The 24158-nt window shown below is 73.8% G+C and carries 18 protein-coding genes and 1 pseudogene; 3 read left to right on the forward strand and 16 right to left on the reverse strand.

All coding sequences use genetic code 11. The annotated features are described in order from the left end of the window. Positions 1–2 precede the first annotated feature (2 nt). The 11 genes and pseudogenes from AC2RP6_RS11730 to AC2RP6_RS11780 all read right to left on the reverse strand — a co-directional run bounded on the left by AC2RP6_RS11730 (position 3) and on the right by AC2RP6_RS11780 (position 14718). Positions 3–4037, reverse strand: coding sequence for a condensation domain-containing protein (locus AC2RP6_RS11730; protein ID WP_486446185.1), 4035 nt, complete (start codon positions 4035–4037; stop codon positions 3–5). Positions 4038–4125: 88 nt separating this feature from the next. Next, positions 4126–6726: pseudogene (locus AC2RP6_RS11735) on the reverse strand (non-ribosomal peptide synthetase); the annotation flags it as partial. A gap of 103 nt (positions 6727–6829) precedes the next feature. Next, positions 6830–7624, reverse strand: coding sequence for a thioesterase II family protein (locus AC2RP6_RS11740; protein WP_486446186.1), 795 nt, complete (start codon positions 7622–7624; stop codon positions 6830–6832). Between the two features lie 379 nt (positions 7625–8003). After that, positions 8004–8801 carry an ABC transporter permease gene (locus AC2RP6_RS11745; protein WP_486446187.1) on the reverse strand — a complete coding sequence of 266 codons (798 nt, stop codon included), beginning with the start codon at positions 8799–8801 and terminating at the stop codon, positions 8004–8006. After that, positions 8798–9811, reverse strand: a complete 1014-nt coding sequence (locus tag AC2RP6_RS11750; RefSeq protein WP_486446188.1) for an ATP-binding cassette domain-containing protein — start codon at positions 9809–9811, stop codon at positions 8798–8800. Before AC2RP6_RS11750 ends, AC2RP6_RS11745 begins: the two co-directional genes overlap by 4 nt. 45 nt (positions 9812–9856) lie before the next feature. Continuing rightward, entirely contained in the window at positions 9857–10705 is an 849-nt protein-coding gene (locus tag AC2RP6_RS11755; protein WP_486446189.1) for a DUF4097 family beta strand repeat-containing protein, read from the reverse strand. 205 nt (positions 10706–10910) lie between these two features. Next, the gene (locus AC2RP6_RS11760) at positions 10911–11447 is read right to left on the reverse strand and encodes a toxin-antitoxin system HicB family antitoxin (RefSeq protein ID WP_486446190.1); all 537 of its coding nucleotides are present in this window, start codon (positions 11445–11447) and stop codon (positions 10911–10913) included. A gap of 537 nt (positions 11448–11984) precedes the next feature. Further along, entirely contained in the window at positions 11985–12818 is an 834-nt protein-coding gene (gene ddaH, locus AC2RP6_RS11765; protein WP_486446191.1) for a dimethylargininase, read from the reverse strand. Positions 12819–12930: 112 nt separating this feature from the next. Beyond that, complete coding sequence (locus tag AC2RP6_RS11770; protein WP_486446192.1) at positions 12931–13431, reverse strand: hypothetical protein; 501 nt, start codon at positions 13429–13431, stop codon at positions 12931–12933. A gap of 79 nt (positions 13432–13510) precedes the next feature. Next, a complete protein-coding gene (locus AC2RP6_RS11775) occupies positions 13511–13996 on the reverse strand; it encodes a nuclear transport factor 2 family protein (protein ID WP_486446193.1) in 486 nt (161 codons plus the stop codon). Next, on the reverse strand, positions 13993–14718 hold the full coding sequence (locus tag AC2RP6_RS11780) for an SDR family oxidoreductase (protein ID WP_486446194.1): 726 nt from the start codon (positions 14716–14718) through the stop codon (positions 13993–13995). The genes AC2RP6_RS11775 and AC2RP6_RS11780 overlap by 4 nt, the downstream gene beginning before the upstream one ends. 671 nt (positions 14719–15389) lie before the next feature. On the opposite strand from AC2RP6_RS11780, the gene AC2RP6_RS11785 reads away from it, so the two are divergent. After that, complete coding sequence (locus tag AC2RP6_RS11785; RefSeq protein WP_486446195.1) at positions 15390–16214, forward strand: helix-turn-helix transcriptional regulator; 825 nt, start codon at positions 15390–15392, stop codon at positions 16212–16214. Here AC2RP6_RS11785 and AC2RP6_RS11790 read toward each other — a convergent pair. Continuing rightward, positions 16204–17787 carry an SPFH domain-containing protein gene (locus tag AC2RP6_RS11790; protein WP_486446196.1) on the reverse strand — a complete coding sequence of 528 codons (1584 nt, stop codon included), beginning with the start codon at positions 17785–17787 and terminating at the stop codon, positions 16204–16206. The two genes, AC2RP6_RS11785 and AC2RP6_RS11790, sit on opposite strands and share 11 nt — an antisense overlap. 188 nt (positions 17788–17975) lie before the next feature. Next, the gene (locus tag AC2RP6_RS11795; RefSeq protein ID WP_486446197.1) at positions 17976–18485 is read right to left on the reverse strand and encodes a hypothetical protein; all 510 of its coding nucleotides are present in this window, start codon (positions 18483–18485) and stop codon (positions 17976–17978) included. Positions 18486–18696: 211 nt separating this feature from the next. Between AC2RP6_RS11795 and AC2RP6_RS11800 the strand changes: the two genes are divergently transcribed. After that, positions 18697–18960: a hypothetical protein gene (locus AC2RP6_RS11800; protein WP_486446198.1), complete on the forward strand. Its 264-nt coding sequence runs from the start codon at positions 18697–18699 to the stop codon at positions 18958–18960. A 15-nt stretch (positions 18961–18975) separates the two neighbouring features. Here AC2RP6_RS11800 and AC2RP6_RS11805 read toward each other — a convergent pair whose 3' ends face one another. Further along, positions 18976–19995, reverse strand: coding sequence for a PucR family transcriptional regulator (locus AC2RP6_RS11805; RefSeq protein WP_486450303.1), 1020 nt, complete (start codon positions 19993–19995; stop codon positions 18976–18978). Positions 19996–20094: 99 nt separating this feature from the next. Continuing rightward, positions 20095–22104, reverse strand: a complete 2010-nt coding sequence (locus AC2RP6_RS11810) for a UvrD-helicase domain-containing protein (RefSeq protein ID WP_486446199.1) — start codon at positions 22102–22104, stop codon at positions 20095–20097. Between the two features lie 236 nt (positions 22105–22340). Between AC2RP6_RS11810 and AC2RP6_RS11815 the strand changes: the two genes are divergently transcribed. Further along, complete coding sequence (locus tag AC2RP6_RS11815) at positions 22341–22871, forward strand: hypothetical protein (protein ID WP_486446200.1); 531 nt, start codon at positions 22341–22343, stop codon at positions 22869–22871. Positions 22872–22883: 12 nt separating this feature from the next. On the opposite strand, the gene AC2RP6_RS11820 is transcribed toward AC2RP6_RS11815, so the two are convergent. Next, on the reverse strand, positions 22884–24086 hold the full coding sequence (locus tag AC2RP6_RS11820; RefSeq protein WP_486446201.1) for an erythromycin esterase family protein: 1203 nt from the start codon (positions 24084–24086) through the stop codon (positions 22884–22886). Positions 24087–24158: the final 72 nt, after the last annotated feature.

Consider the following 24158-nt stretch of genomic DNA (forward strand, 5'->3'; position numbering starts at 1 on the left):
TTTTACTGTCCACTCCTGTCCATCTTGCGCAGTCGAGGCCGGCTCGACGTGCCTGCGTTCCTGACCGTGCGCGAAAGCTCTGAAATTGCGTGGGACTCGAAGACCGACCTCAGGGGCACGCTCACCCCGAGCACCTTCCGGATGCGGCTGGTGAGCCGTGTCGCCAGCAGGGAGTTGCCTCCCAGTTCGAAGAAGTCGTCGTTCAGGCCGACCCGTTCGACGCCGAGCACCTCCGCCAGCAGCTCGCAGAGGGCCGCCTCCTGCGGGGTGCGCGGCGCCCGGTAGGGGCGGGCGGGCGGTTGCGGCTCGGGCAGTGCCGCCCGGTCGGTGCCGCCGTCGGGCGTCAGGGGCAGCCGCTCCAGCGTCACGACGACCGCCGGGACCAGGGCCGCGGGCAACTCCCGGGCCGCGTACGCCCGTACGAGGTCGGCGTGGGCCGCGGGGTCGGGCACGCCGTGGCCGTCGGGGGGCACGACGTAGCCCACCGCCTGGGCGGTGCCGCCGGGGCCGTGGCCCTCGCGGACGACCACGACGGCCCGCTCCACGGCGGGGTGTCCGGTGAGGACGGCCTCGACCTCGGCCGGGTCGAGGCGGGTGCCGCGGACGGCGGCCTCCGGGCCGGTACGGCCGAGGAGTTCCAGCCGGTCCTCCGTGGTCCAGCGGACCCGGTCGCCGGTGCGGAACATCCGTGCTCCGGGCGGCCCGAAGGGGTCGGCGACGAACCGCTGGGCGGTCAGCGCGCCGTGGCCCCGGTAGCCGCGGGCGGGCGCGCCGCCCGCGAGGTACAGCTCCCCGACGGCGCCGTGCGGTACGGGGACCAGGCCCGCGCCGAGGACGTACGCGCGCACGCCGGCCAGCGGCGTTCCCGCGGGCACGGTCCCGGTCCCGGGGGGCTGCTCGCCGTCCTGCGGTGACCAGGCCGTGGCGGGGCCGGTCTCGGGGTGCCCGTGGAGGTTGACCAGGCGGGCGGCGGGGGCCGCGGCGGCCGCCCGCAGCGCCAGCGCGGCCGGGAGGGGCTCGCCCGAGAACACCAGGGCGTCCGCTGCGATGTCGTCCACCGCCCCGTCGAGGAGGTCGGCGCAGGCGGAGGGGCTCGTGGCGAGCAGTCCGCCCGTGGCCGCCGCACCGTCGGGGAGCACTTCGACGCCACCGCCGGCGCAGAGGGCGGTGACGATCTCCGCGACGGGCAGTCCCGCGTCGGGGGCGGCGCCCAGCAGCAGGCGCCGCCCGGCCGCGGGGCCGAGCCGTGCGAGCAGCCCGGGCACCCGGCCGGTGAGCTGGCCGTGGGCGGTCTCCACCCCGGTCGGGCCGGCCGGCCCGCAGGTGGTGTACGCGAGGTGGGCGAGCGTGCCGGCCCGGGGCCGGGGGCCCGCCGGGGCGGGTGCGCCGTCCCCGTCGTCCGCGTCCGACGGGGCGAGGACGGGGACGGCGGTGTCCGGCAGGGCGGCGGCCGTGTCCGGGCCGGCGAGGACCAGCAGCGGCCGTGCGTCGGCCAGGATCCGCGCGAGGCGCTCCCGGGGGTGCCGCGGGTCCAGGGGGAGGACGGCGGCTCCGGACTTCAGTACGCCGAGCAGCGCGACGACCAGTTCGGCGGACGGGGGCAGGGCCAGGGCGACCGGCGTCTCGGGGCGGGCGCCGCGCCCGGCCAGGGCGTGCGCGAGCCGGTTCGCCCGCTCGTCGAGCTCGCGGTAGGTCAGGGACTCCGCGCCGTCGATCACCGCCACGGCGTCGGGGGTGGCTGCCGCGCGCCGTTCGAAGAGCGCGGGGACCGTGTCGGCGGCCGCGCGGGCGGCCGCGTCGTCCTCGGCCGCTCCGGCGGTGGCGAGGCCGTCCAGGAGCCGGTCGCGCTCGGCGGGCTCCAGTACCTCCACCGTGCCCACCCGGCGGGAGGTGTCCTCGGCCACCTGCCGCAGGATCGCCCCGAAGCGGGCGGCGAGGGCCTCGGCGACGGCCGGGGCGAGCACGGTGTGCCGGTACTGCACCGCCAGGCGCAGCCGGTCGGGCTCGATGAAGGCGAGCACCGTCACCGGGTAGTGGCTGGCGGTGAAGGAGCGGATGCCGGTGATCGAGATCCCGGCGAGCCGGCTGGCCTCGACGATGCCGGCCCGGTCCATGGGGAAGGACTCGAAGCCGATGATCGTGTCGAAGAGGGAGTCGACTCCCGCGGCCTGCTGGATCTCGCCGAGGCCGACGTGGTGGTGGTCCATGAGCGCGGCCTGCCGGCCCTGGAGGGCGGTGAGCAGCTCGGCGACCGTGTCGGCGGGCGCGCACCGCACCCGTACCGGGAGGGTGTTGAGGAACATGCCGACCGTGGAGTCCACGCCGGGCAGCGCGGGCGGGCGGCCCGCGACGGTGGACGCGAAGACCACGTCCCGGCGGCCGGTGAGCTGGGCCAGCAGCATCGCCCAGGCGCCCTGGACCACCGTGTTCAGGGTGACGCCCAGGTCGGCGGCGCGCCGCTGGAGGTCCCGGGAGGCCGCCGGCGGCAGCGGCACCTCCGCCTGCCGCATCGCGCTGTCCCCGGCAGGGTCCGCCGGGGCGTTCCCCAGGACGTTCCCCGGGGCGGGGAGCAGCGGGGCGAGGAGGGTCGGCTCCCCCACCCCGCTGAGCTCCTCGCGCCAGACCCGGGCGGACTCCTCGGGGTCCTGCCGGGCGAGCCAGGCGAGGAAGTCCCGGTGGTTGCGGGCCGGTTCCAGCGCGGTGGCCCGGCCGTCCGAGGCGTAGAAGGTCAGCAGGTCCTGCATCAGCAACGGCACCGACCAGCCGTCGAACAGGACGTGGTGGGCGGTGAGTACGAGTTCATGGGTGCGGGCGCCGGTGCGCACCAGGGTCATCCGCAGCAGCGGCGGCGCGACCTGGTCGAAGTGCCTGGTCAGGTCCTGCGCGAGGAACCGTTCGAAGGTCTGCGTGCGCTCCGCCTCGTCCGCGCCGGACAGGTCGATCTCCTGCCAGGGCAGGGTGACGGCGTCGAGGACGAGCTGGACGAGGTCCCCGTAGGCGTTGTGCACGAAGGCGGTCCGCAGTCCGGCGTGCCGGTCGAGGAGGGACTGGCCGGCCGCGCGCAGCCGGGCCGGGTCCACCTCGCCCGACAGGTGCAGGGCGTACTGCACCTGGTAGGCGTCGAAGGAGGAGTCCTCGAAGACCGAGTGGAAGAGCAGGCCCGACTGGAGTGCGGTGGTGGGCCAGACGTCCGTCAGGCCCGGGAAGCGGCGTTCCCAGCCGTCGATGTCGTGCTGGGTCGCCGTCACCAGCGGCAGGTCCGAGGGGGTCAGACCGCCGGCGCCGGGGGTGGCCGCGTGCCGGGCGAGTGCTTCCAGCGCGGTGCGCCACAGGTCGGCGATCTCCGCCACCTCGGTCGGGGAGAGCACGCCCTCGGGGGCACTGAACACGGCGTGCAGCACGGGTCCGGCGGGCCGGTCGGCGACCGAGGCGTTGACGTCCAGTTCGGCGGAGGCCGGCATCCGCGGGTCCTGGGCGGCGTCCAGCTCGGACAGTTCGGCGAAGGCCGCCGTCTCGGGGGCCTGGGTGAATCCCGAGCCGCGCAGGTCGGCGGGCAGGTCGGCGGCCGACGAGAAGCGGCCCAGGTAGTTGAAGCCGACCTGCCCGATGGAGTGCTGCTCCAGGACGGCGGCGGTCCGCGGGTTGAGGTGGCGCAGCAGGCCGTAGCCGATGCCCTTGTCGGGGAGGGCCAGGAGCTGTTCCTTGACCTTCTTGACGGCCAGGCCGGCGGCCGGGCCGCCCGCGAGGGCCTCGTCGAGGTCCACCCCGGTGAGGTCGAGGCGTACCGGGAAGGCGGTCGTGAACCAGCCCAGGGTGCGGGCGAGGTTCGCGCCGGGCGCGGCGGCCTCCTCGCGGCCGTGTCCTTCGAGGCGGATCAGTGCGCCGGCCGGGGCGTCCGCGTCCGCACGCGCGTCGGCGTCGGCGCGGGTGCGCCGCCACTGTGCGAGGGCCAGGGCCAGCGCGGCGAGCAGCCCGTCGTTGACGCCGCCCCGGAAGGCCGCGGGGAGGTCGGTGAGGAGGGCCTCGGTGACGGACACCGGGAAGCTCCACGCGGGTGGTGTGCACGCGGGCGCGTACGTCGACGGCCGGGTCCAGGCGGCGGGCGCCGAGCAGCGGGTCGGGGCCTTCGACGGCCGACCGCCACAGGTCGAGCTCCGCGACCCGCTCGGGGCGCTGCGCCTCGTCGGCCAGGGCGTGCGCCCAGCGGCGCATCGAGGTGGCGACGGGGGGAAGTTCGGGGGTGCGGCCGGCCCGGACCTGCTGCCAGGCGGCGGCGAGGTCGGGCATCAGGATGCGCCAGGACACGCCGTCCACGACCAGGTGGTGCAGGGCGAGCAGCAGCCGGCCCGGTCCCCGCTCGGGGGCGAACCACACGAACTGCGCCACCACGCCGGCGGCCGGGTCCAGCCGGCCGGCGGCCCGGTCCAGTTCGGCGAGGAGCAGGGTGCGCCAGGACTCCTCGTCCCAGCGGCCGTCACAGGTGACGCGGTGCAGCAGCGGCTCCACGGCCACGGAGCCGGCGGGCGCGACGAGGAGCCCGTCGGTGTGCCCCTGGCCGTCCGCGTCCCCGTCCGCGTCCCCGTCCGCGTCCCCGTCCGCGTCCCCGTCCGCGTCGCCGGCGCTTCCGCCGTCGCCGCCGGACGCGGGCACCAGACGCGAGCGCAGCAGGTCGTGACGGTCCACGACGGCGGTGAGGGTGGCGGCCAGGCCGGCCGCGTCGATGTCCTCGGGCAGTTCCAGCACCATCGCCTGGAGGAAGCGGTCGAAGCCGGGGCCCCAGTCTCGGATCCAGCGGGCGACGGGCAGCAGGGGCATCCAGCCCGTGCCGCCGCCGTCGAGCTCCTCCAGGACCGGTCCGCCGGCCTCGCCGCGCCCGTTGGCGACGGCGATCTCGGCGAGGCGCGCGACGGTGCGGTGCTCGACGGCCTGGCGGGCGGTGACCACCAGGCCGCGGGCCCGCGCCCAGGACACGACCTGGAGCGACTGGATGCTGTCGCCGCCGAGGGTGAAGAAGTCGTCGTCGATGCCGACCTGGCCGAGGCCGAGGGCCTTCGCGTACAGCTCTGCGAGGATCTCCTCCTGCGGGGTGCGCGGGGCCCGGTAGGTGCTCCCCTTGAACTCCGGTTCCGGCAGGCGGGCCTTGTCGAGCTTGCCGTTCGGCGTCAGGGGCAGCCGGTCCAGCAGGACGAAGGCCGCGGGGACCATGTGGTCGGGCAGGTGGCGGCCGGCGTACGCGCGCAGCTCGCCGGCGCCGAAGCCGGAGTCGAGGGCGATGCTGCCGTACCCGCCGCCCTGCGGGCCCTCGTGGCCGGGGCGGCCGGAGGCGGCGGGCACGACGTAGGCCACCAGGCGGCGGCCGCCGCTCTGCTCGTAGGGGAGGACCGCGGCGTCGGCGACGCCGGGGTGGGCGCTGAGGACGGCTTCGATCTCCAGGGGTTCGATCCGGATGCCGCGGATCTTGACCTGGGTGTCGGCGCGGCCGCGGAAGACGAGGGTGCCGTCGGGGGTCGGCTCGACGAGGTCCCCGGTCCGGTACATCCGCGCGCCGGGTCCGCCGAAGGGGCAGGCCACGAAGCGCTGGGCGGACAGGTCGGGGCGGCCCAGGTAGCCGCGGGCCAGCGAGGCGCCCGACACGTACAGTTCGCCGGTCACCCCGGCGGCGACCGGGCGCAGCGCGTCGTCGAGGACGTGCACGGTGGTGTCGGTGATCGGCCCTCCGATGGGCGGTACGCGGCCGTCCCCGGCGAGGGGCGCGCTCATGGTGGCGCACACGGTGGTCTCGGTGGGGCCGTACGCGTTGATCATGCGGCGGCCGGCCGACCAGGTGGCGACCAGCTCGGGGGTGGTGGCGTCCCCGGCGACGACGAGGGTCTCGACGCCGTCCAGTGCGCCGGCCAGGAGCGCGGCGAGGACCGGGGGCGGCAGCGTCACGTGGGTCACGCCGTGCCGGGCGACGGTGGCGGCCAGCGGGTCGCCGGGGGCCAGTTCGTCCTTGTCCGCGAGGACGAAGGCGGCTCCGGAGAGCAGGCCCATGCACATCTCCCACACCGAGGCGTCGAAGCTCGGCGAGGCGAACTGCAGGACGCGGCTGGTGGGGCCCGCCCCGAGCCGCTCGGCGTGCGTGGCGAGCAGCGGGGCGAGGCCGTGGTGGGTGACGGCGACGCCCTTGGGGCGCCCGGTGGATCCCGAGGTGTAGATGACGTACGCGGTCTGTGCGACGCGCAGGGGGCGGATCCGGTCGGCGTCGGTGAGCGGGCCCGCGGCCTCGCGGGCGATCGCCGCGAGGGTGTCGGGGACGTCCAGCAGCAGTACGGGGGCGGGCAGTTCGGGAAGTTCACCGCCGGTCGGGGTGTCTGCCAGGACCAGGCGGGCGCCGGAGTCCCGCGCCATGTACCGCAGGCGCTCGGCGGGGTACGCGGCGTCCATGGGGAGGTAGGCGCCGCCGGCCTTGAGGACCGCGAGGACGGCCGTCCACAGCTCCGGCGAGCGCCGCAGGGCCACGCCGACGACGGTTTCCGGACCGACGCCGCGCGCCACCAGGAGCCGGGCCAGGCGGTTGGCCCGCGCGTCGAGTTCGCGGTAGGTCAGCGACGTCCCGCCGAAGACGAGGGCGACGGCGTCCGGTGCGGCGACGACCTGCTTCTCGAACATTTCAGGAATCGTCGCCACCGGCACCGCCGCGTCATGGAACGAGCACAAAGCGACCATCCCCCAATGGTTGGACATGAAGACCGGGAATCTCGTGGGTTTGATTTCTCAATTAATCGCAGCCGGGCCGGTGGCGCGGCAACCCGAAAAAGCTGCCATACAGGCATTGCCCATCGGGAGCTTAGGGCGCGAGGACCTTCCCGGCGATGAATTCGAGCAGCTCGGAGCCCAGTTGCGGCTCGAAGAGGTAGAAATGCCCGCTGGGGTAGACGCGCAGGTCGAACGCCTTGTCCGTGTGGGCGCCCCAGCTCTCCATCTCGGCGCGCGGCGCCCTGCTGTCGGACGCGCCGACGAGGGCGGTGACGGGGATGTCGAGGCGGGCGTCGACGGGCATGGCGTGCCGCTCCCAGAGCGTGAAGTCGTCCATGACGGGAGGCAGCAGGGCCTCCATGGCGTCCTCGTCCTCGGCGAGTTCCTCGTCGAAGCCGCCGAGCCGCAGCACCTCGGCGCGGAACTCCTCGTCGGAGAGTCCGTGCAGCTGGGGGCGGTCGCGGAAGGGTACGGGCGAGGCCTGGCCGGAGACGAAGAGGTGGGCCGGCACGGGGCCGCCGCGGGCCTGGAGGGCCAGGGCCAGCTCGAAGGCCAGCAGGGCTCCGCAGGAGTGGCCGAAGAAGGAGAAGGGGCCGTCCAGTACGGGGCGCAGGGCCTGCGCCAGCGTCCGTACGAGCGGGCCGACCTCGGTGGCGGGGTCCTCCAGGATCCGGTTCTGCCGGCCGGGCAGCTGGACGGCGACCACCTCGATGTCGGCGGGGAGCTGGTGCACCCAGTCGTTGAAGGCGCCGGCGCCGCCGCCCGCCTGCGGGAAGCAGACCAGTTGGTGACGGTGTCCGGGCCGCCTGGCCCGCCACAGGAAGGGGCTTTCGACGACCAGTCCGGCGGTGGTTTCCGTTGCGTGGCTGCCTGTGTGCACGACCATGGCCCCTCTGCATTTCGACGGATGGAATCGGGAAGCTCGAAGAGGGAAACGGAATATGGAATGCGGCGCCTTGTCCTCGTGGCGCAGGGGGCCGGATCGGATCAGCCGTGAATTCGTTTCCCCGCTCTTCCGGATTGATCGTAGGAGTGGCCCCGCGGGCCGGGCAAGGAATGCTCGTACGGCTCTGCCACTGCGGCACTGGTGAGCGATTCCGGCTTGCGTTTTCGGCCACCGTGTCCCGTTGTCCGCGGCCCGCCGCGCGCTGCCGGCCGTCCCGTCGACGGGACGGCCGGAGCGCACCGCAACGCGAACGGGGCTGCCCGGCCTTCCGGCCGGGCAGCCCCGTTCGCGTTGCGGTGCGCGCGTCGACGGGACCGCGCTAGATCTTCGCCTCGCGCTTGAAGGCCGAGCGGGCCCACAGGAAGCCGAGGAGGCTGAGGACGACGCCCCAACCCAGCGCCAGCCAGCCGCTGTTGCCGATTTCCGTGCCCATGAGCAGGCCGCGCAGGGTGTCGGTCATCGGGGTGAAGGGCTGGTACTCGGCGAACCAGCGCAGGCCGACCGGCATGGACTCCGGCGGGACGATCGCGCTGCCGAGGAAGGGCAGGAAGGTCAGCGGCATGGGGGCGTTGCTCGCCGCCTCGACGCTGCTGGAGCCCAGGCCGATGGCCGCGGAGAGCCAGCTGAGGCCGAAGGCGAGCAGGGCCAGGATGCCGAGGGCGGCGAGCCACTCGACGACGGTGGCGTTGGGCCGGAAGCCCACCAGGAGCGCGACGCCGATGACCAGGACCAGGCTGATCATGGTCTGGATGACGTTGCCGACGACGTGACCGGTCAGCACGGAGGACTTCGAGATCGACATGGTCCGGAAGCGGTTGATGATGCCTTCGGTCATGTCGGTGCAGACGGAGACGGCGGTCGAGACGGCGCCGGCGGTGGCGGCCATCAACAGGATGCCGGGGGCGACGAAGTTGGTGTAGTCGCCGCGGTCGCCCGTGCCGCCGCCCGGCAGTTCGATGCCTGCGCCGAGCGCGCCGCCGAAGACGTACACGAACAGCAGGAGCATCAGGATCGGCATCGCGACGATCGAGATCGTCATCGACGGGTAGCGCTGGGCGTGCTTGAGGTTGCGGCGCAGCATCGTCATCGAGTCGCGCATCGCGTACGTCGTGCTCATCGCCGGGCCTCCTTCACCGCGTCGGCGGGGCTGGGAACGGTCGTGGCGTGGTGGCGGGAGCCGTCGCCGGTGAGGGCGAGGAAGACGTCGTCCAGGTCGGGCGTGTGGACGGTCAGCGCGTCCGCCTCGACTCCGGCGCTCTCCAGCAGGTCCAGTACGGAGCGCAGGGCCGGGATGCTGCCGTCGCTCGGGATCTGCAGGGTGAGCTTCTCCTCGTCGCGGGCGCCGGGGCCGAGGGCGAGGCGGCGGGCGGCGGCGTCCAGGCCGAGCACGTCGGAGAACTGGAGGCGGATGTGGCCGCCGGGGATCCGGCGCTTCAGCTCGTCCGCGGTGCCCTCGGCGACGATCTTGCCCTTGTCGAGGACGGCGATCCGGTCGGCGAGCTGGTCGGCCTCCTCCAGGTACTGCGTGGTGAGGAAGATGGTCACGCCCTGGGCGGTGAGCTGCTGGATCAGGTGCCACATGGTGCGGCGGCTGCGCGGGTCGAGGCCGGTGGTCGGCTCGTCGAGGAAGATCAGGCGGGGGTTGCCGACGAGGGTCATCGCCAGGTCGAGCTTGCGGCGCATGCCACCGGAGAAGGTGGAGGCCATCTTGCCGGCCACTTCGGTGAGTTCGAACTGCCGGAGTAATTCGGCGGTGCGGCGCTTGCCCTCCGCGCGGTCGAGGTGGTGCAGGTCCGCCATGAGGAGCATGTTCTCCTCGGCGGTCAGCAGGCCGTCCACCGCCGCGAACTGTCCGGTGACACCGATCTCGGCACGAATGGCGTCCGCGTTCCGGTCCAGCGAGTGTCCCACGACGGTCGCCTCGCCGCCGTCGGCGGAGATGAGCGTCGAGAGGATCTGGACGGTGGTGGTCTTCCCCGCGCCGTTCGGACCGAGGAGCGCGAAGATCGTGCCCGCCTGTACGTGCAGGTCGATCCCGTCGAGTACGAGCTTCTCCCCGTACGACTTGCGCAGGCCGACTGCGCTGATTCCCCCGGGCGGGGCCATCTGTTCGGTCGCGGCACTCATCGTGCCCCCTCCATTTCGTAGCTGTTGCGAGGCAGAGCTCTGACGTCAGGCGCCGTGCGCACGCTGGATGGTGATGTCACCGAGGCTGGTCCTCGCGTGCACCTTGACGGTCTCCGCGCCCTCGGTGGGGCCTTCGGCGGATCCGAGGGTGCTGTAGACCGTCCCGGACTGGGAGTTGATGTCGAGCCAGGCGGCAGTGCCCTGGCGGATCCCGACTTCGAGGTTGCCGGCTTTAGTCTGGAGCTCCACGGTGCCCCGCGCCACTTCCTCGATGCGTACGTTGCCGTTCGAGCTCTTTGACGTCACGGACCCTTGCGCCCGGCCCACGGTGATGTTTCCATTGGCGACCTTCAGTCGCAGGTCGCCCGCCACGTCGTCCAGCCACGTGTTGCCGTTGGAGTTCTTGATGTCGGCGTCGCCGCCGATCGCACGGACCCGGACCTCGCCCGAGCCGGTGGTGATGTCGACGTCGCCGGCCGCCGTGTCCAGCTGGATGTCCCCGTGCTGCGTCTTGAGCCGGACCGGGCCGGCCTGGTCGAGGCGGATGTAGCCGGCGCTGGTGCGGACCTCGCACTCGCCGAGCGTCCCCTTGCAGGTGATGTCGCCCATCTCCAGGGTGCCCAGGAGGCGCGAGCCCTCGGGCAGGGCGACGTCGACGGTGACGGACCCGCGGGCGCTGAACAGACCGCGCGCCTTAGGCGTGCGGATCGTCAGGTTCCCGTCGCTGAAGTCGACCTTCGTCTCGTCGGCGGCCCGCTGGTCGTCCTTGTCCCCGGCGGTGCGCGGGTGGATCTCGACCACGGTGTCGGTGCGGTCCGTGGCGCTGATCCGGGCGACTCCGACCTCGACGTGGATGGTCGCGGTGATGGGTCCCTCGGTCTTGTAAGAAGGCATGGCTGTCCCGTCCTCGTGGGTCTGGTGGCCGCCCCCGCTCCGGGGACGTGAAGACGACGCGGGAGTGGTCGGCTCCCGTACGCCGGTGTGATCTGGTGCCGGTGCCGCCCCCTGCGGCACCGGGGCCCTTGGCCCTGTCGTCAAAGTTGCACCTGGCCGGCGCCCGGCACCGCGGGCCTGACCGGCGCCACCTTGACGACAGGACCTAGCTCACCCAGCCGGTGAAGCTCCGCCGGCCGCTGCCGCGCCGGGGTGCCTGCGCATCGGCCGCCGGGCGGGCGCCGCCGGACTCCAGGGCGCCCGAAACCGCCCTGACGAGCCAGGCGTTGAGGGAGAGGCCCTCACGCGCCGCCGCCTGTTCGGCCCGCGTCTTGACGTGGCCGGGCAGTCGGAGGTTGATGCGTGCGGTGCCGCTGTCCTCCCCTTCCGGCGCGAGCGGCACGGCGGGCAGGGCGGCGGGCGCCTCGTCGAAGCCGGCCGCCTCGAAGGGCTCTTCCTTCGGCGGGGCGGTCACGACGAACTCGGGCTCGAGCCCCCGCAGTCGCACGTCGACCGAACCGGGAGCGAGCTCCCGGGTGACCTCGCCCATGGCGTCCGACAGGGCGGTCAGGAGGGTGAGTCTGGCTGCCGACTCTAGCGGGGCGGTGAGGCGCTCGGCGAGAGCGCGGGCTTCTTCGCCGCCCGCGTCGGCGGCCACCGCGAGCTCGTGCCGAAGACTTGCGACATAGGGGCTGAGGTCCATGACCTCAGCATGACACACATGTGGCGCCATGGCGAGCCAATCTGGCACCACAGATGCCACTGGATGCGAAGTCGCAGGTCAGAGCGTGTGCCACTACTGAGCCAAGTTGAGCCAGGTGGCGCCACGCCAGCGCCTGCAGCTCCGGACCGGCCCTTCGTCGCCACCGCCGGAGCGGAGGTGCGGTACCTGTGCGGCGCCGCAGTGCGACACCGTGCAGCGCCGTGCAGCCCAAGAGCCCCACAGCGACCGGGACGCCGGGGGTCGGCCTCGCGCCCGGCCGGCCGCACGTGGCGGCACACGGGCGGCACGCTTGCGATACGCGGGCGGCACGCGGGCGGAAAATGCCAGAGCCGGAAATCCATCAAATACATCCGGCCCGCCGCATAACAATTCACTCGGCCGATGTGCGACCGCGGGGTCGTCCTGTCGACAGGACGACCCCGCGGCGGCCACGACGAATTGCGTCGGCCGAATACGGGGCGGGGACGGGCCGGACGGCCCGTGCCATGGAAACGCACCCGGGAGGAATACGGGCGGTCAGCCCGCGTCCGGCGCCGGACGCAGTTCGAGGGTGCAGCACTTGGCGCTGCCGCCGGCCTTGAGCAGCTCGGAGAGGTCGACACCGATCGGCTCGAAGCCGCGTTCCGCGAGCTGGGCCGCCAGCCCCCGCGCCCGTTCGGGCAGCACCACGTGCAGGCCGTCGGAGACGGCGTTCAGCCCGAACGCCTCCGCGTCGGCCTCCCCGGCCAGGATCGCGTCGGGGAACCGGTCCGCGAGCACCTCGCGGCTCTCCGGAGAGAAGGCCGCCGGGTAGTACATGACCTCGTCGCGGTCGAGGACCGACAGCGCGGTGTCGAGGTGGTAGAAGCGCGGGTCGACCAGCGTCAGCCCGAGCACCGGGCGCCCGAAGAACTCCTGCGCCTCCTCGTGCGAACGCGGGTCGCTGCGGAACCCGCTGCCCGCCAGCAGGGTGTCGCCGGCGAGCAGGAAGTCGCCCTCGCCCTCGTTCACGTACTCCGCCTGCCGGACCTCGCCCCACCCCCGCTCCGCGAACCAGTCCAGGTACGCCGGGGACTCTCCGGCCCGGTAGTCGTGCCGGAACCGGGCCACGAGCACCCGCCCGTCGAGCACGGTCGCCCCGTTGGCCGCGAACACCATGTCGGGCAGGTCGGGCACCGGCTCGACGAGGTCGATCCGGTGCCCGAGCTCGACGAAGAGGTCGTGCAGCCGCTTCCACTGGGAAAGGCTGGTTTCCGTCACCGTGGGCCTCGTGGGGTCCATCCACGGATTGATCGAATACCGTACGTCGAAGTAGTGCGGACGACACATCAGATAATGCCGCGGCCTTGCCGTTCGCCCTGATTGGCTCATGGTTTCCCTCGATGCGGAGTCGGTTCACGGATACCTCGTGACACGATATCCACGCCGCCGCCGCACTCAATAGGAGCGGGTGAACAGGTGGCCAATTTCCGGTTTCCGGTTTTCAGGGCCACAACTCCAGTACGGCGTCCAGGGTGAGCTTCCACATGGGTTCGGCGCCGGTCCCGAACGCCGCGGCGAGCGCGTAGCCGACGGCCGCGTCGTACGCCTCCGGCCGCCCCTCCTCCCAGTCGACCGTCACCCGCCCGTCGCCGCTCGACACGAAGGTGCCGAGGGCCACCCCGCCCCGCGACAGCCGGCTGCCGTCGAGGGAGACGGGGACGAACCGGTGCTCGCCGACCTCGACCCGGTAGGAGCCGCGCGTCAGGAACCCCTTGGCGGGCCGCAGCCCCACCTCCGCTCCCCCGACGGCCATCGCCAGCCGTGCGGGATCCCGCGTCCCGATCGGCACCTGGGCGTCCACCTCCGTGCCGTCGGCGCGCCGCACCTCGACCCGCGGCACCCCGTCGCCGTCCACGACGAGCGTGCCCGCAGCGTGATCGAGAGCGACGGTGACCGTCCCGAACAGCGGGTCCTCGGCGGGCGGGTGGGCGTACGACTCCATGGGCGTTCCCTGCTCTCGTGCGGTGGGGAGACCATGGTCCGCGGCGCCCGGCGCACAAGATCCTCCGACCGGCCCGGACCTATCCGAAGGCCTCCGGGCCGGTGTCCTCCCCGGCGGTCCACCAGACGCCGAGCGTCTGGCGGGTGACGCGCCAGCTGCCGTCCGGGGCCCGGCGGAACTCCCAGTCGTACGGGCCGCCCATCGAGTACGGTGCGGACCCCGTCGCCTCGCCCGTGACGGCGACGAACCACATGTAACCGACGCCGGTCGCCCGGTCCGCGTTCGCCCCGTCGACCTCGAAGTGCGTGTTGAGGAGGTGGTGCTGCATGCGGCGGAAGGGCGCCTCCGCCCCCTCCACCTTCTCCCGGATCGCCTCCCTCCCGCGGATCTCCCCCCACGGCGCGAACTCCAGCACGGCGTCCTCGGCCCAGCACTCCGTCCAGGCCCCCCAGTCCTTGAGGTCCAGCGCCCGCCACCCCCGCACCAGGAGCCCGCGCAGTGCCTCCTTGTCCTCCAGCACCCGCAGCCGGCCGAGCAGGTCGCCGCAGTCGCCCGGCGCGCTCACTGCGCGCTCGCGGCGGGACGGACGACGATCTCGTTGACGTCGACCTCCGGTGGCTGCGACACCGCGTAGGCGATGGCGTCCGCCACGGCGGAGGCCGGCAGCGCCACGGCGCGGTAGGACTTCATGGCCTCCCTCGCCGCCGGATCGGAGATGTGGTCGGCGAGTTCGGACTCGGTGACGCCCGGGGACACGAGGGTGACCCGTACGTCACCCGCCGACTCCTGCCGCAGCCCTTCGGACACCGCCCGCACGGCGAACTTGGTCGCGCAGTACACGGCCGCCGTCGGCGACACCTCGTAGGCGCCCACGGAGGCGATGTTCACGATGTGCCCGGCGCCGCCGGCCCGCATCACGGGCAGGGCGGCGGCGATCCCGTGCAGCACGCCCCGTACGTTCACGTCGATCATCAGGTCCCACTCGTCGACCGCGAGCGCGTCCAGCGGCGACAGCGGCATCACCCCGGCGTTGTTGACCATCACGTCCAGGCGCCCGTACCGCTCGGCCGCCGCGGCCACGAAGGCCCGTACGTCGGCGGCGTCGGTGACGTCGAGCCGCCGGTACGCCGCGGCGCCACCGGCGGCGTTGATCTCCTCGCTCAGCGCCGCGAGCCGCTCCGTGCGCCGCGCCCCGAGGAACACCCGGTGCCCGTCGGCGGCGAGCCGCCGGGCGGTCGCCTCCCCGATGCCGCTGCTCGCGCCAGTGATTGCCACGACCTTGGTCATGCTGCCCTTCCCCTCAACCCTGGGTGCAGGTCCGTCCTGCCCGACCGAGTCTGGGCGGGGGCGGAACCGCCAACCAGGACGTGACACACCCATGCAGAGCCCGCCCCCTCCCCTGCGCCCGGGGGGGGCACGCGGGGACGCGGGGCGGTGCGTCGGCGACCGGCGACCGGCGACCGGCGACAAGGCGGCAACGCGGTGGGCACCGGACACGCGGTGCACCGGACTACGCGGGCTCGGCATGTGATCCGACAGCTGCGCCAAGGGTGGTCGTGTCCGCATAGTCCCTCCGCCAGCCGCCGCCGGCAGATGCCCCCGACGGCGGCTGGGGGCAACTCCCGGCGGGACCGGTGCGTGCGACGGCAAGGCGGAGCAGGGGGGCGATGCGGCAGATCGGCGTCCGACGACAACGCGGCAGGCGTGCGTGCCGGCCCCCAGCGGGCGGGCCGGACCCTGCGGACACGACCCAGGGGTGGTGTTGCCGATCACGCCGGGCTCGCGTGCCCCGGCGCCGCACCCCGCCGCGTTGTCCTCGGTCGACGACGCTCCGCGTCGCCTCCCTCGTCCGCCTCGCGGTCCTTCCCCTCGGGCCTGCGGGCCTGGGGAGCCCCCATGACACCGGACCCCGCTCCCTGACCCGGCCCGGTCGACGTGACACCCCCTAGCCTGGTGCCATGACCACGACGACGACCGCGGCGGACCGGGCCCTCGGCGAGTTCCTCCACGCGCGCCGGGCGGCCCTGCGCCCGCAGGACGTCGGCCTGGCCAGCCACGGCGTACGCAGGGTCGCCGGTCTGCGTCGCGAGGAGGTCGCCGTCCTGGCCGACGTGAACGTGGACTACTACGCCCGCCTGGAGCAGGGCCGCGAGCGCCACCCCTCGCCCCAGGTCGTCGACGCGCTCGCGCACGCCCTGCGGCTGCCCCCCGACGCCCACGCCCACCTGCACCGCCTCGCCGGAACACCCCCGGCCGACCGGCCCGCCACCGACCTGGTCGGCCCGGAGCTGCGACGCCTCCTCGACGGCTTCGCCGACTGTCCGGCGTTCGTCGTCAACACCGCCCTGGACGTCCTGGCGGCCAACGCCCCCGCCCGGGCGCTGCATTCACCCTTCTCGCCGGCGGACAACCTGGCCCGCATGGTCTTCCTCGACCCTGCGGCCCCCTCCTTCTACCGGGACTGGACCGCCACCTGCCGGGCGACGGCGGGCCACCTGCGCGAGGCCTCCGGCATCACCCCGGACCACGCCCGCCTGCGCGACGTCGTCCGCACCCTCACGGCCCGCAGCCCCGACTTCGCCCGCCTGTGGACGACCCACGACGTGCTGGCCAAGACCCAGGACGCCAAGCACCTCCACCACCCGGCGGCGGGCCCGCTGAGCCTGACCTACCAGTCCTTCGACGTCCGCGCCGCCCCGGGCCAGCAACTCGTCGTCTATCAGCCCGCCGGCCCCGACGCCGCCCGCGCCCTGGCCGCGCTCGGCCCGGCGGTCAGTCCGTGATGGGGATCGAGCCGTTCACGGGTACGGCAGCCGGGACCCGACCCGGCACGGGACCCGATGCCGGTCCGGCTCCCGCCGCCGCTCCCGCCTCGCCCGCCGTCCCGGCCCGGTCCGCGGCGAGACCGCGGAGCATCGCGCCCAGATCGATCCCGGTGGCGGAGCCCAGCAGTTCCACCCCCTGAGCCACGTTGTCGGTGACCGTACGGGACAACTTCGAAGCCCCGTCGGTGGAGATGACGGTCATCCTGTCGATGGCGCCCAGCGGTTCGGCGGCCTTGGCGACGATCTGCGGCAGGGCCTCGACCATCATCTGCAGCATGGCCGCCTCCCCGTACGTCTCGAAGGCGTCGGCCCGCTTCTGCATGGCCTCGGCCTCCGCCGCGCCCTTCGCGGCGATCGCGGCCGCCTCGGCGTCACCCTCCAGGCGGACGGCCTCGGCGATGGCGGCGCGGCGCGCCCGCTCGGCCTCGCCGCGCTTGGCGCCCTCGATGGCCTCCGCCTCCGCGAGGGCCTGCCGGCGCTGCTTCTCGCCCTCACCCGTCAGGCGGGCGCGCTCGGCCTCCGCCTCGGCTGCCGCGATGCCGGCCAGGCGCTCGCCCTCCGCCTGCTTGACCCGGGCGATGCGCTGGGCCTCCGCCTGCTGTTCGGCCTCGTACCGCTTGGCGTCGGCGGGCTTGCGCACCTGGGTGTCGAGCTGCCGGTCGGTCAGTGCGGCCTGCCGTTCGGCCACCTTCTCCTGCTCGGTGAGGATCTGCTGCTGCCGGTCGGCGTCGGCGAGCGGTCCGGCCGCGCCCGCCCGGGCCGCGGCCGCGTCGGTCTCGGCCTTGATCTCCGCCTGGCGCAGGTAGAGCGTGCGCTGCGCGAGCGCGATCTCCTCCTCCGCCTTGAGCCGGGCCTGCTCCGCGGCCCGCCGTGCGTTGGCCTCGGCGATGTCGGCCTCCTGCCGGGCGCGGGCGGCCTCGGGCCGGCCCAGGTCCTCCAGGTACGAGCCCTCGGTGGTGATGTCCTGGATCTGGAAGGCGTCCAGGACCAGGCCCTGCCCGGAGAGGCTGGCCTCGGCCTCCTCCGCGACCTGCCCGGCGAAGGCGGCCCGGTCGCGGATCACGTCCTCCACCGACATGCGGCCGACGATGGCCCGCAGCGCGCCGGAGAGGACCTCCTGGGTGAAGCCGACGATCCCGTCCTGCTGTTGCAGGAAGCGCTGGGCGGCGGCCCTGATGGCGTCCTCGGTCCCGCCGACCTTGACGATGGCCACCCCTTCGAGGTTGGCCTTGATGCCGCGCAGGGTGACCGCACCCCGCACCGCGACGGGGATGTGCCGGCTGGACAGGTCCAGGCTGTAGCGCTGCTGGACGAAGGGGACGACGAACACGCCGCCGCCGACCACGACCTTCTGGCCGCTGTTGTCGGTGAAGACCTGCCCGGTGGCCGGATCGGTGGACTCCTTCCCGCGGCGGCCCGTGATGATGAACGCCTCACTGGGACCGGCGACCTTGTACCGAGTGACGACGACGAGGGCCAGCAGGACCAGGAGTACGACGACTCCGACGGCTGCGACGGCGACTGGACTCATGATGATTTCCCCCTGCCTCCCGAGGAGGCGTGTCGATGATGGACCGTGCACGGACCGGTCGCGGACGAACCGGCGCGTCGCGGACGCGCGGACGCGCGGATGCGCGGATGCGGCACGGCTTTGGCACGTCGAAGACGAACGGATACGACGCGAGCGAACGCATACGACGCGAACGGACGGCCGACGCGTCAGCGCTCGACGGCGCGCACGGCGACCGAGGTGACCGACGGCGTCGCCGTCACCCACACCTCGGCACCGCGTTCCAGCGGTGCGTCGGCGGTCGCGGCGTACTTGACCGGCTGTCCGGCCAGCGACAGCAGCACCTCGCCGTAGCCGGCGCGCGGAATGGCGGTGATCACGCGTCCGGAGACCCCGACGAGGTCCGTCCGCTGCGGGGCGCGCCCGCTGCCGTCCCGGAGCAGGGCGCGGCCCAGGCGGTACGTCGCCCACCCCGCGCCCGCTCCGGCCACGGCCCCCGCTGCGGCCGCCGCTCCCGGCCCGAGTCCCGTGGACCCGAGCACGATCGCCCCCGTGAAACCGAGCATCGAGACGAAGCCCGCGACCACCGGGAGCGACAGCCACCCGTCGAAGAGTCCGCCAAGGGCGCCGTGGACCACTCCCTCCAGCACTCCGTCGCACACCAGCGCGGCGGCCAGCGCCACGACTCCCCCGATGCCGAGCCCGAGAAGCCAGCCCATCGGACACCTCCCTCGTCCGTCCGCCGTTTCCGCCGGACAGCGACAGACTGCCGGGGAGCCGTGCCGTCGCACATTGCCTGCCGTCGGCAATCTTTACGCGTCTTTGACGCATGCTGCGGATACGGCTTGTATGGCTTGTACTGCCCGTACGGTTCGCACTGCTCGTACGGCTCGCACTGCTCGTACGGCTTCAGCCGAGAGGAGGCCACCGGTGGAAGCGACCCTGCTCCTCGCCGTCGTCGTCCTGGCGGCCCTGGTGATCCGCACGGCGGTCGAGGAACTGCGGGAACCCGGCCGCGGCCGCGCCCGGTGGGCGTTCCTGAAGGACCGGCGGGCCCTGGCCGCGGGCGCGTTCCTCATGGTCGCGCTCGGCGCCCTGGGCTGGAAACTGGGCGGCGGCCAGGGCCTGGTCTGGGCCTGCCTGGCCGGCGTCCTGGCCGCCTACGCCACGAACGCGCGAGGGCGCGACACGTAGCGGGTGCCCGGCGGATCAGGCCGGTCCCGGCCCGCCGGGCCAGCCGAGCAGCCGGGCCCCGATCGCCGCGGTCTGCAGGGTGTAGCGGTGTCTCGGGTCGGCCGGGTCGTGCCTGGTGAGGGTGTGGATGCGCTGCAGGCGGTAGGTCAGTGCCCGCACGCTGAGGGACAGCAGACGGGCGGCCTCGGTGGCGACGCAGCCGGTGTCGAAGTAGGCGTGGAGGGTGTCGAGCAGCGGCACCGGCCCGCCGCGGGCCTGGCGCAGCGGGCCGAGGGTGCTCTCCACCAGGTCCTCCATGGCCTGCCGGTCGCGGCCGAGGACCGGGTAGACCAGCAGGTCGGCCGCGTACAGCACCGGGCCGTCCAGTGCGATCCGCCCGGCGAGGTCGAGGGCGCCCAGCGCCTCCTCGTACGACTGGACCACCCCGCCCGGTCCGGGATGCGGCCGCCCGACGCCCACCCGGCCGCCGTCGGTCGCGGCGTACGCCCGCTTGGCGAAGTAGGTCAGGACCTCCGGCTGGTCGCCGGACGCCACGCAGACCAGCCGGCCGTCCTTGGTGGCCACCAGGATGTGCCGGTTCCCGAAGCGGGCGAGCACCGCTTCCTCGATGCCCCGGGCGACGGGGTAGCCGTCGCCGTAGGGCTCCCGCCCCTCGGCCACGGCCACGGCGTGCGCCTGCGACAGCCGCAGTCCGAAGCGCGCGGCCCGCTCCGCCAGCTTGCCGAGATCGCTGCGCCCGTACAGCAGGTCGTCGATGAACTCCCGCCGTGCGGCCTCCTCCTGACGCACAGCATTGCTCTGGGCCCGCTCGTACCCCTCGACGAAGGCGTCCACCGCCTGCTCCACCCCGGCGAACATGTGCACCGCCAGCGTCGGCGGCAGCTGCGACTGCGCCTCGTGGGCCGCGGCCAGGTGGGCGCGTATCAGGAGCCGCAGCCGGACACCGGCCTGCGCCGCGCGCTCCCCCTCCCGCCGGCGGGCCTCCAGCTCGTCGCGCGTGAGCCGGCGGCCCGTCGCGGACGCGTCCCCCAGCATCGTCCGGTAGTCCCCCAGGAACTCCTCGACCCCCCTCAGGTCCGCCACCTGTCCCCCGATCCGCTCGCCGCCGCCCGGACACCAGGGTGTCACGCCGGGTCAGACCACCTTCGCCCGGTACCGGTGGGCCGACGGGCCGTCGACGCTGCCGAGCCACAGCAGGTCCCGGGCCCGGGTCATGGCCACGAAGAGCTGGCTGCGCCACAACTCCGCACGCTCCCGGGCCGTCTCCGTGTCCTCCGGCACCTCCGTGAACACGGCGTCGTGCCGGGGCAGGAAGACGTTCTTGAACTCCAGTCCCTTCGCCCGGCGGTAGGTGCCGAGCTTGACGGCGTCGACGGGACGGCCGTCGTACTGCTCCAACTGGCAGACGGTGAAGCCTGCTTCGGTGAGCAGTTGCTGGTAGTGGCCGAGGGCCCGCTTGGAGGGGCACAGCAGGGCGGTGTCGGCCGGCGCGCCCTCGGGCAGCGCCCGCAACGCGCCCACCAGTGCCCGGTCGTGGGCCTCCACCGAGGCCTCGGTGACCCGCACGACGTCCCCGTCGTAGTAGGTGAGGTCGACGTCGCGGCGCCCCGGAGTGCGTTCCCCGTCGAGGTCCTCGAACGCGTCGTCGGCCACGACGGCGAGCGCCGCGTCCAGGATCCGCTTGCTGTTGCGGTAGTTGGTGCGCAGCACCTGTCCGCGGTCGCCGCGGATGTCGATGCCCGCGTCCGCGAGCCGGAAGCCGCCCGGGTACACGGTCTGCTGGCCGTCACCGACGAGCAGCAGACCGTTGGGCGCGTCGCCGACGAGCGCGTGCAGCAGCCGCACGCCGACGAGCGTCAGGTCCTGGACCTCGTCCACGACGACGGCCGCGTACGGGCCCGGCCCGCCCTCCTCGGACGCCGCGGACGCCGCGGACGCCTCGGCGAGGGCCATGGCCAGCACGTCGTTGAAATCGTGCACGCCGCGCTCACGGCGGCGCGCCTCGTACTCCTCGTACAACTCCCACACGGCCTGCCGGTGCGTACGGTGGAGGCCCGCCCTGCGGCGCTTCCTGACGACGACCGCGTAGTCCTCGAAGCGCGTGAGGCCGCGCCCCTTGATGACGTAGTCGATCTCCTCCCGCCAGTATCCCGGGCCCGGGTCGATCCGGGTCAGCCCGCTCTCGCGCCCGACGTCCTTCCAGGCCAGGCTGAAGGCGGTCTCGGCCTTGCCCCCGCTCAACCGCACCGGTACGCCCCGCGCCTGCAGGTACTCCTGGGCCCAGGAGTGCAGGCTGCGGAAGTCGACCCGGTCGGCGACGGCGGGGGCCATGGTGCGCAGGAAGGTGCTCTGAACGCGGGGGAGGTTGTTGGCGAAGGTGACGTAGAGGATGCGGCCGGTCGTGCGCCGGGCCAGGTGGGCCGCCCGGTGCAGGGCGACGACGGTCTTGCCGGTGCCGGCCGGCCCGCTGATCCGCGCGGGACCCGACCAGTTGCGGCGTACCAGCGCCACCTGGTCGGGGTGGAGGAAGGTCATCCACTGCTCGATCGGAGCCTGCCGCGCCCCCTGGAGGGCCGCCTCCCGCAGCCCGTCCAGATCGAACAGCCCGTCGGTGGACCCCTGGTACGGCTGCGGGCTCCCCTCCTCCAGCGCCAGGCCCTCCCGGTCCGGCAGTACCCGCTCCAGATGGTCCGCGATGGCCCGTACGGACTCCGCCCGCAGCCGGCGCGGCTGCGCCAGCAGCACGCGCCCGACCTCCGGCTCCCCGAGCACCCGTATCCGCCCGTGCCCGCGGTCGGCGCTCCGCCCGGCCGTCACGACGACCGGCTGGACCGCCACGGGCGACATCCCGAGCGACGCGACGGCGCTCTCGGCGACCTTCGTGGCGGCCGGCAGCCCGAGCGCGTCCTCGTCCCACACCTCGCCCACGACGGCGACGACGAACACCCCGCCGGGCCCGACCAGCACCACGTCCCCGCGCCGGGTACGCCCGCCGAGCAACCGCCACCCTCGCACGGTCAGCACGAGCAACTGCGCGAGCACCCTCCGCTCCCCGTCCCCGACCCCGCCCCAGTCCCGCACCTGCCGCCGAGCGTCCTCCCACTGCTCCCGCAGTAACCGCTCCCGCCGCCGCACCTCACCCATGCGGGCCCCCTCTCCCCGGAGCGGCGATCATAGGCCGCAAACCCCCCACCCCGGCAGACCGCCTCCGCCCGCACCCGGCCCGCATCGCCGACCATTTCACGCCGATGACCAGCAGGTCGCCCGACGCTCTCCCCGGCTCGTCCCGCTCCGTGGCCGAAAAGGGAACCGTCCTCGCCGCGCCGGCGGAGACTGGCGGGCGACGATCGACAGCGCGACGAGGAGAAGAGAGAGCGCCGATGGAGGAGTTCACGTACAAGCCCGCCACCGATCGGCTCTTCGGGACGGTCCACATCGCGCTCGACCACGAGGGCGGAACGCTGACGGTGAGCGGTGACGGGCTGCCGCGCACCGAGATCCGGCGGAGCGCCGGTACCCCGCCGGAAAGCCACGTGCCGATCGGTACCCGCGAACAGGGCCGGCTCACCCTGAGCGTGGACGGCGCGGGCGAGACCCTGCGCCCGGCGAAGGGCTTCCTGACCCGGCGTTCGTACCGGGTGGAGGTCGCATCCGTGGCGCGGGGACACGGGTACCTGCTGGTGCCGGACTCTCTGGGCACCAGCCGTCTGCTGCGCGACGGCCGCCTCCTCGGCGTCTTCACGTCGACCGGGGACGGGACGGTCAGCGCCGAGTGGGAGGAGCCGGACAGCGGCGAGCAGGCGGAACCGCACGACGCCGCCGTGGGGTACGCGCTCGCCGCCGCCTTCGGGACGGGGGCCGAGCCGATGTGGAAGCTGACGCTGAACGCCCTGCTGGAGATGTGGCCGTGAGCAGGTCTGCCCTCATTCCTCCGTCTGCGGCAGCGGGTGGGAGCAGGTCGAGCGGGCGACGAAAGCGATGCCGTCGTAGTCCTTCGCCGGTACGAGCGGCGCGGTGTGGAAGCGGTAGGAGAACCGCGGCACGCTGGCGCCGAAGCTGCGCTGGGCCTGCGGCGTGTGCAGCCAGGGGGCGGTGCAGCGCAGGTCGATGTAGTAGTCGCCCTTCAGGGCGTCGGCGAGCCGTGCCTCGATGGACCGGGTTCCGGTGCCGATGCGGTGCCGTACGGGAGGGGTCCGCAGGTCCCTGCGGGCGAGGAAGGAGCCCTTGCCGAAGAGCAGGGCCAGGGCGTAGTAGCGGTCACCGTAACGCTCACGGAGCCTGCTGCCGAGCGCGGTGACCCGGTCCCCGTACGTGCCCTTCGCGAGGTGGCCGTTGTGCGCCCAGACCATGACCCGGGCCGCCGGGTCGGCGTCCACGAGGCGGGCGACGGCATCGGCCATGGCCCGGTCGCGCACGGCGAAGGCGCTCTCCTCCCCGGCGGACTGGTCGAGCGGGCGGGTCACGAGATCGGCGGCCCGGACAAGGATCCGGGCGTGCTCCACCAGCTCGTCGTCGGCGTCGGCGTGGTCGGCGAGGTGGCGGGCGACGTCCTCGGCGCGCTGCCGGAGCTCCTGTTGGGGGTCGGGGCGCGAGCCGGGGCGGGCGTGGATCAGGACCTCCAGGGCGCGGGCGTCCTCCTCCCGTCCGTGCGCGTGCGCGCGTCGCAGGAAGGACGTCACGGTCTCGACCGAGTCGGCGGCGCGCTGCGGGTCGATGCCGACGAAGCGCACCCGGCGCTCCTCGGCCAGGTCCCGGTTGTGCGCGTGGAGCCACTCGACGAGGTCGAGCATCTCCCGCGTGCGCCAGGTCCAGAAGCCGAGCCGGGCGACGAGCCGCGCCGGGTCTCCGACGCCGTGCCGGACGTAGGCGTCCAGGGCGCGGGCGGCGGACTCGCTGGCCTCCATGGCGAGGGTGGTGAACCCTTCCTCGCGGACCAGGTACTCCATGATCCGGTGCTTGAGCCGGAAGAACTCGGCTGTGCCGTGGGTGGATTCGCCCAGACCGACGATCCGGGCGCCGCGCAGCGTCTTCCCCAGCGGCTTCAGGTCGTCGGTGGGCGCACCCGGGGTCAGCGTGTCCAAGGGGCGGGCGTGCTCGGTCAGCCAGCGGGCGATCTCGTCGGGCACCGCGGTGCCTCTCCTCCCTGCGTGCGGCGTGGCGTGGCCCCTGAGGCCCGGCCGTGTCGCCGCACGCGATCG

It is taken from the genome of Streptomyces sp. WAC03905 (genome assembly GCF_057371075.1).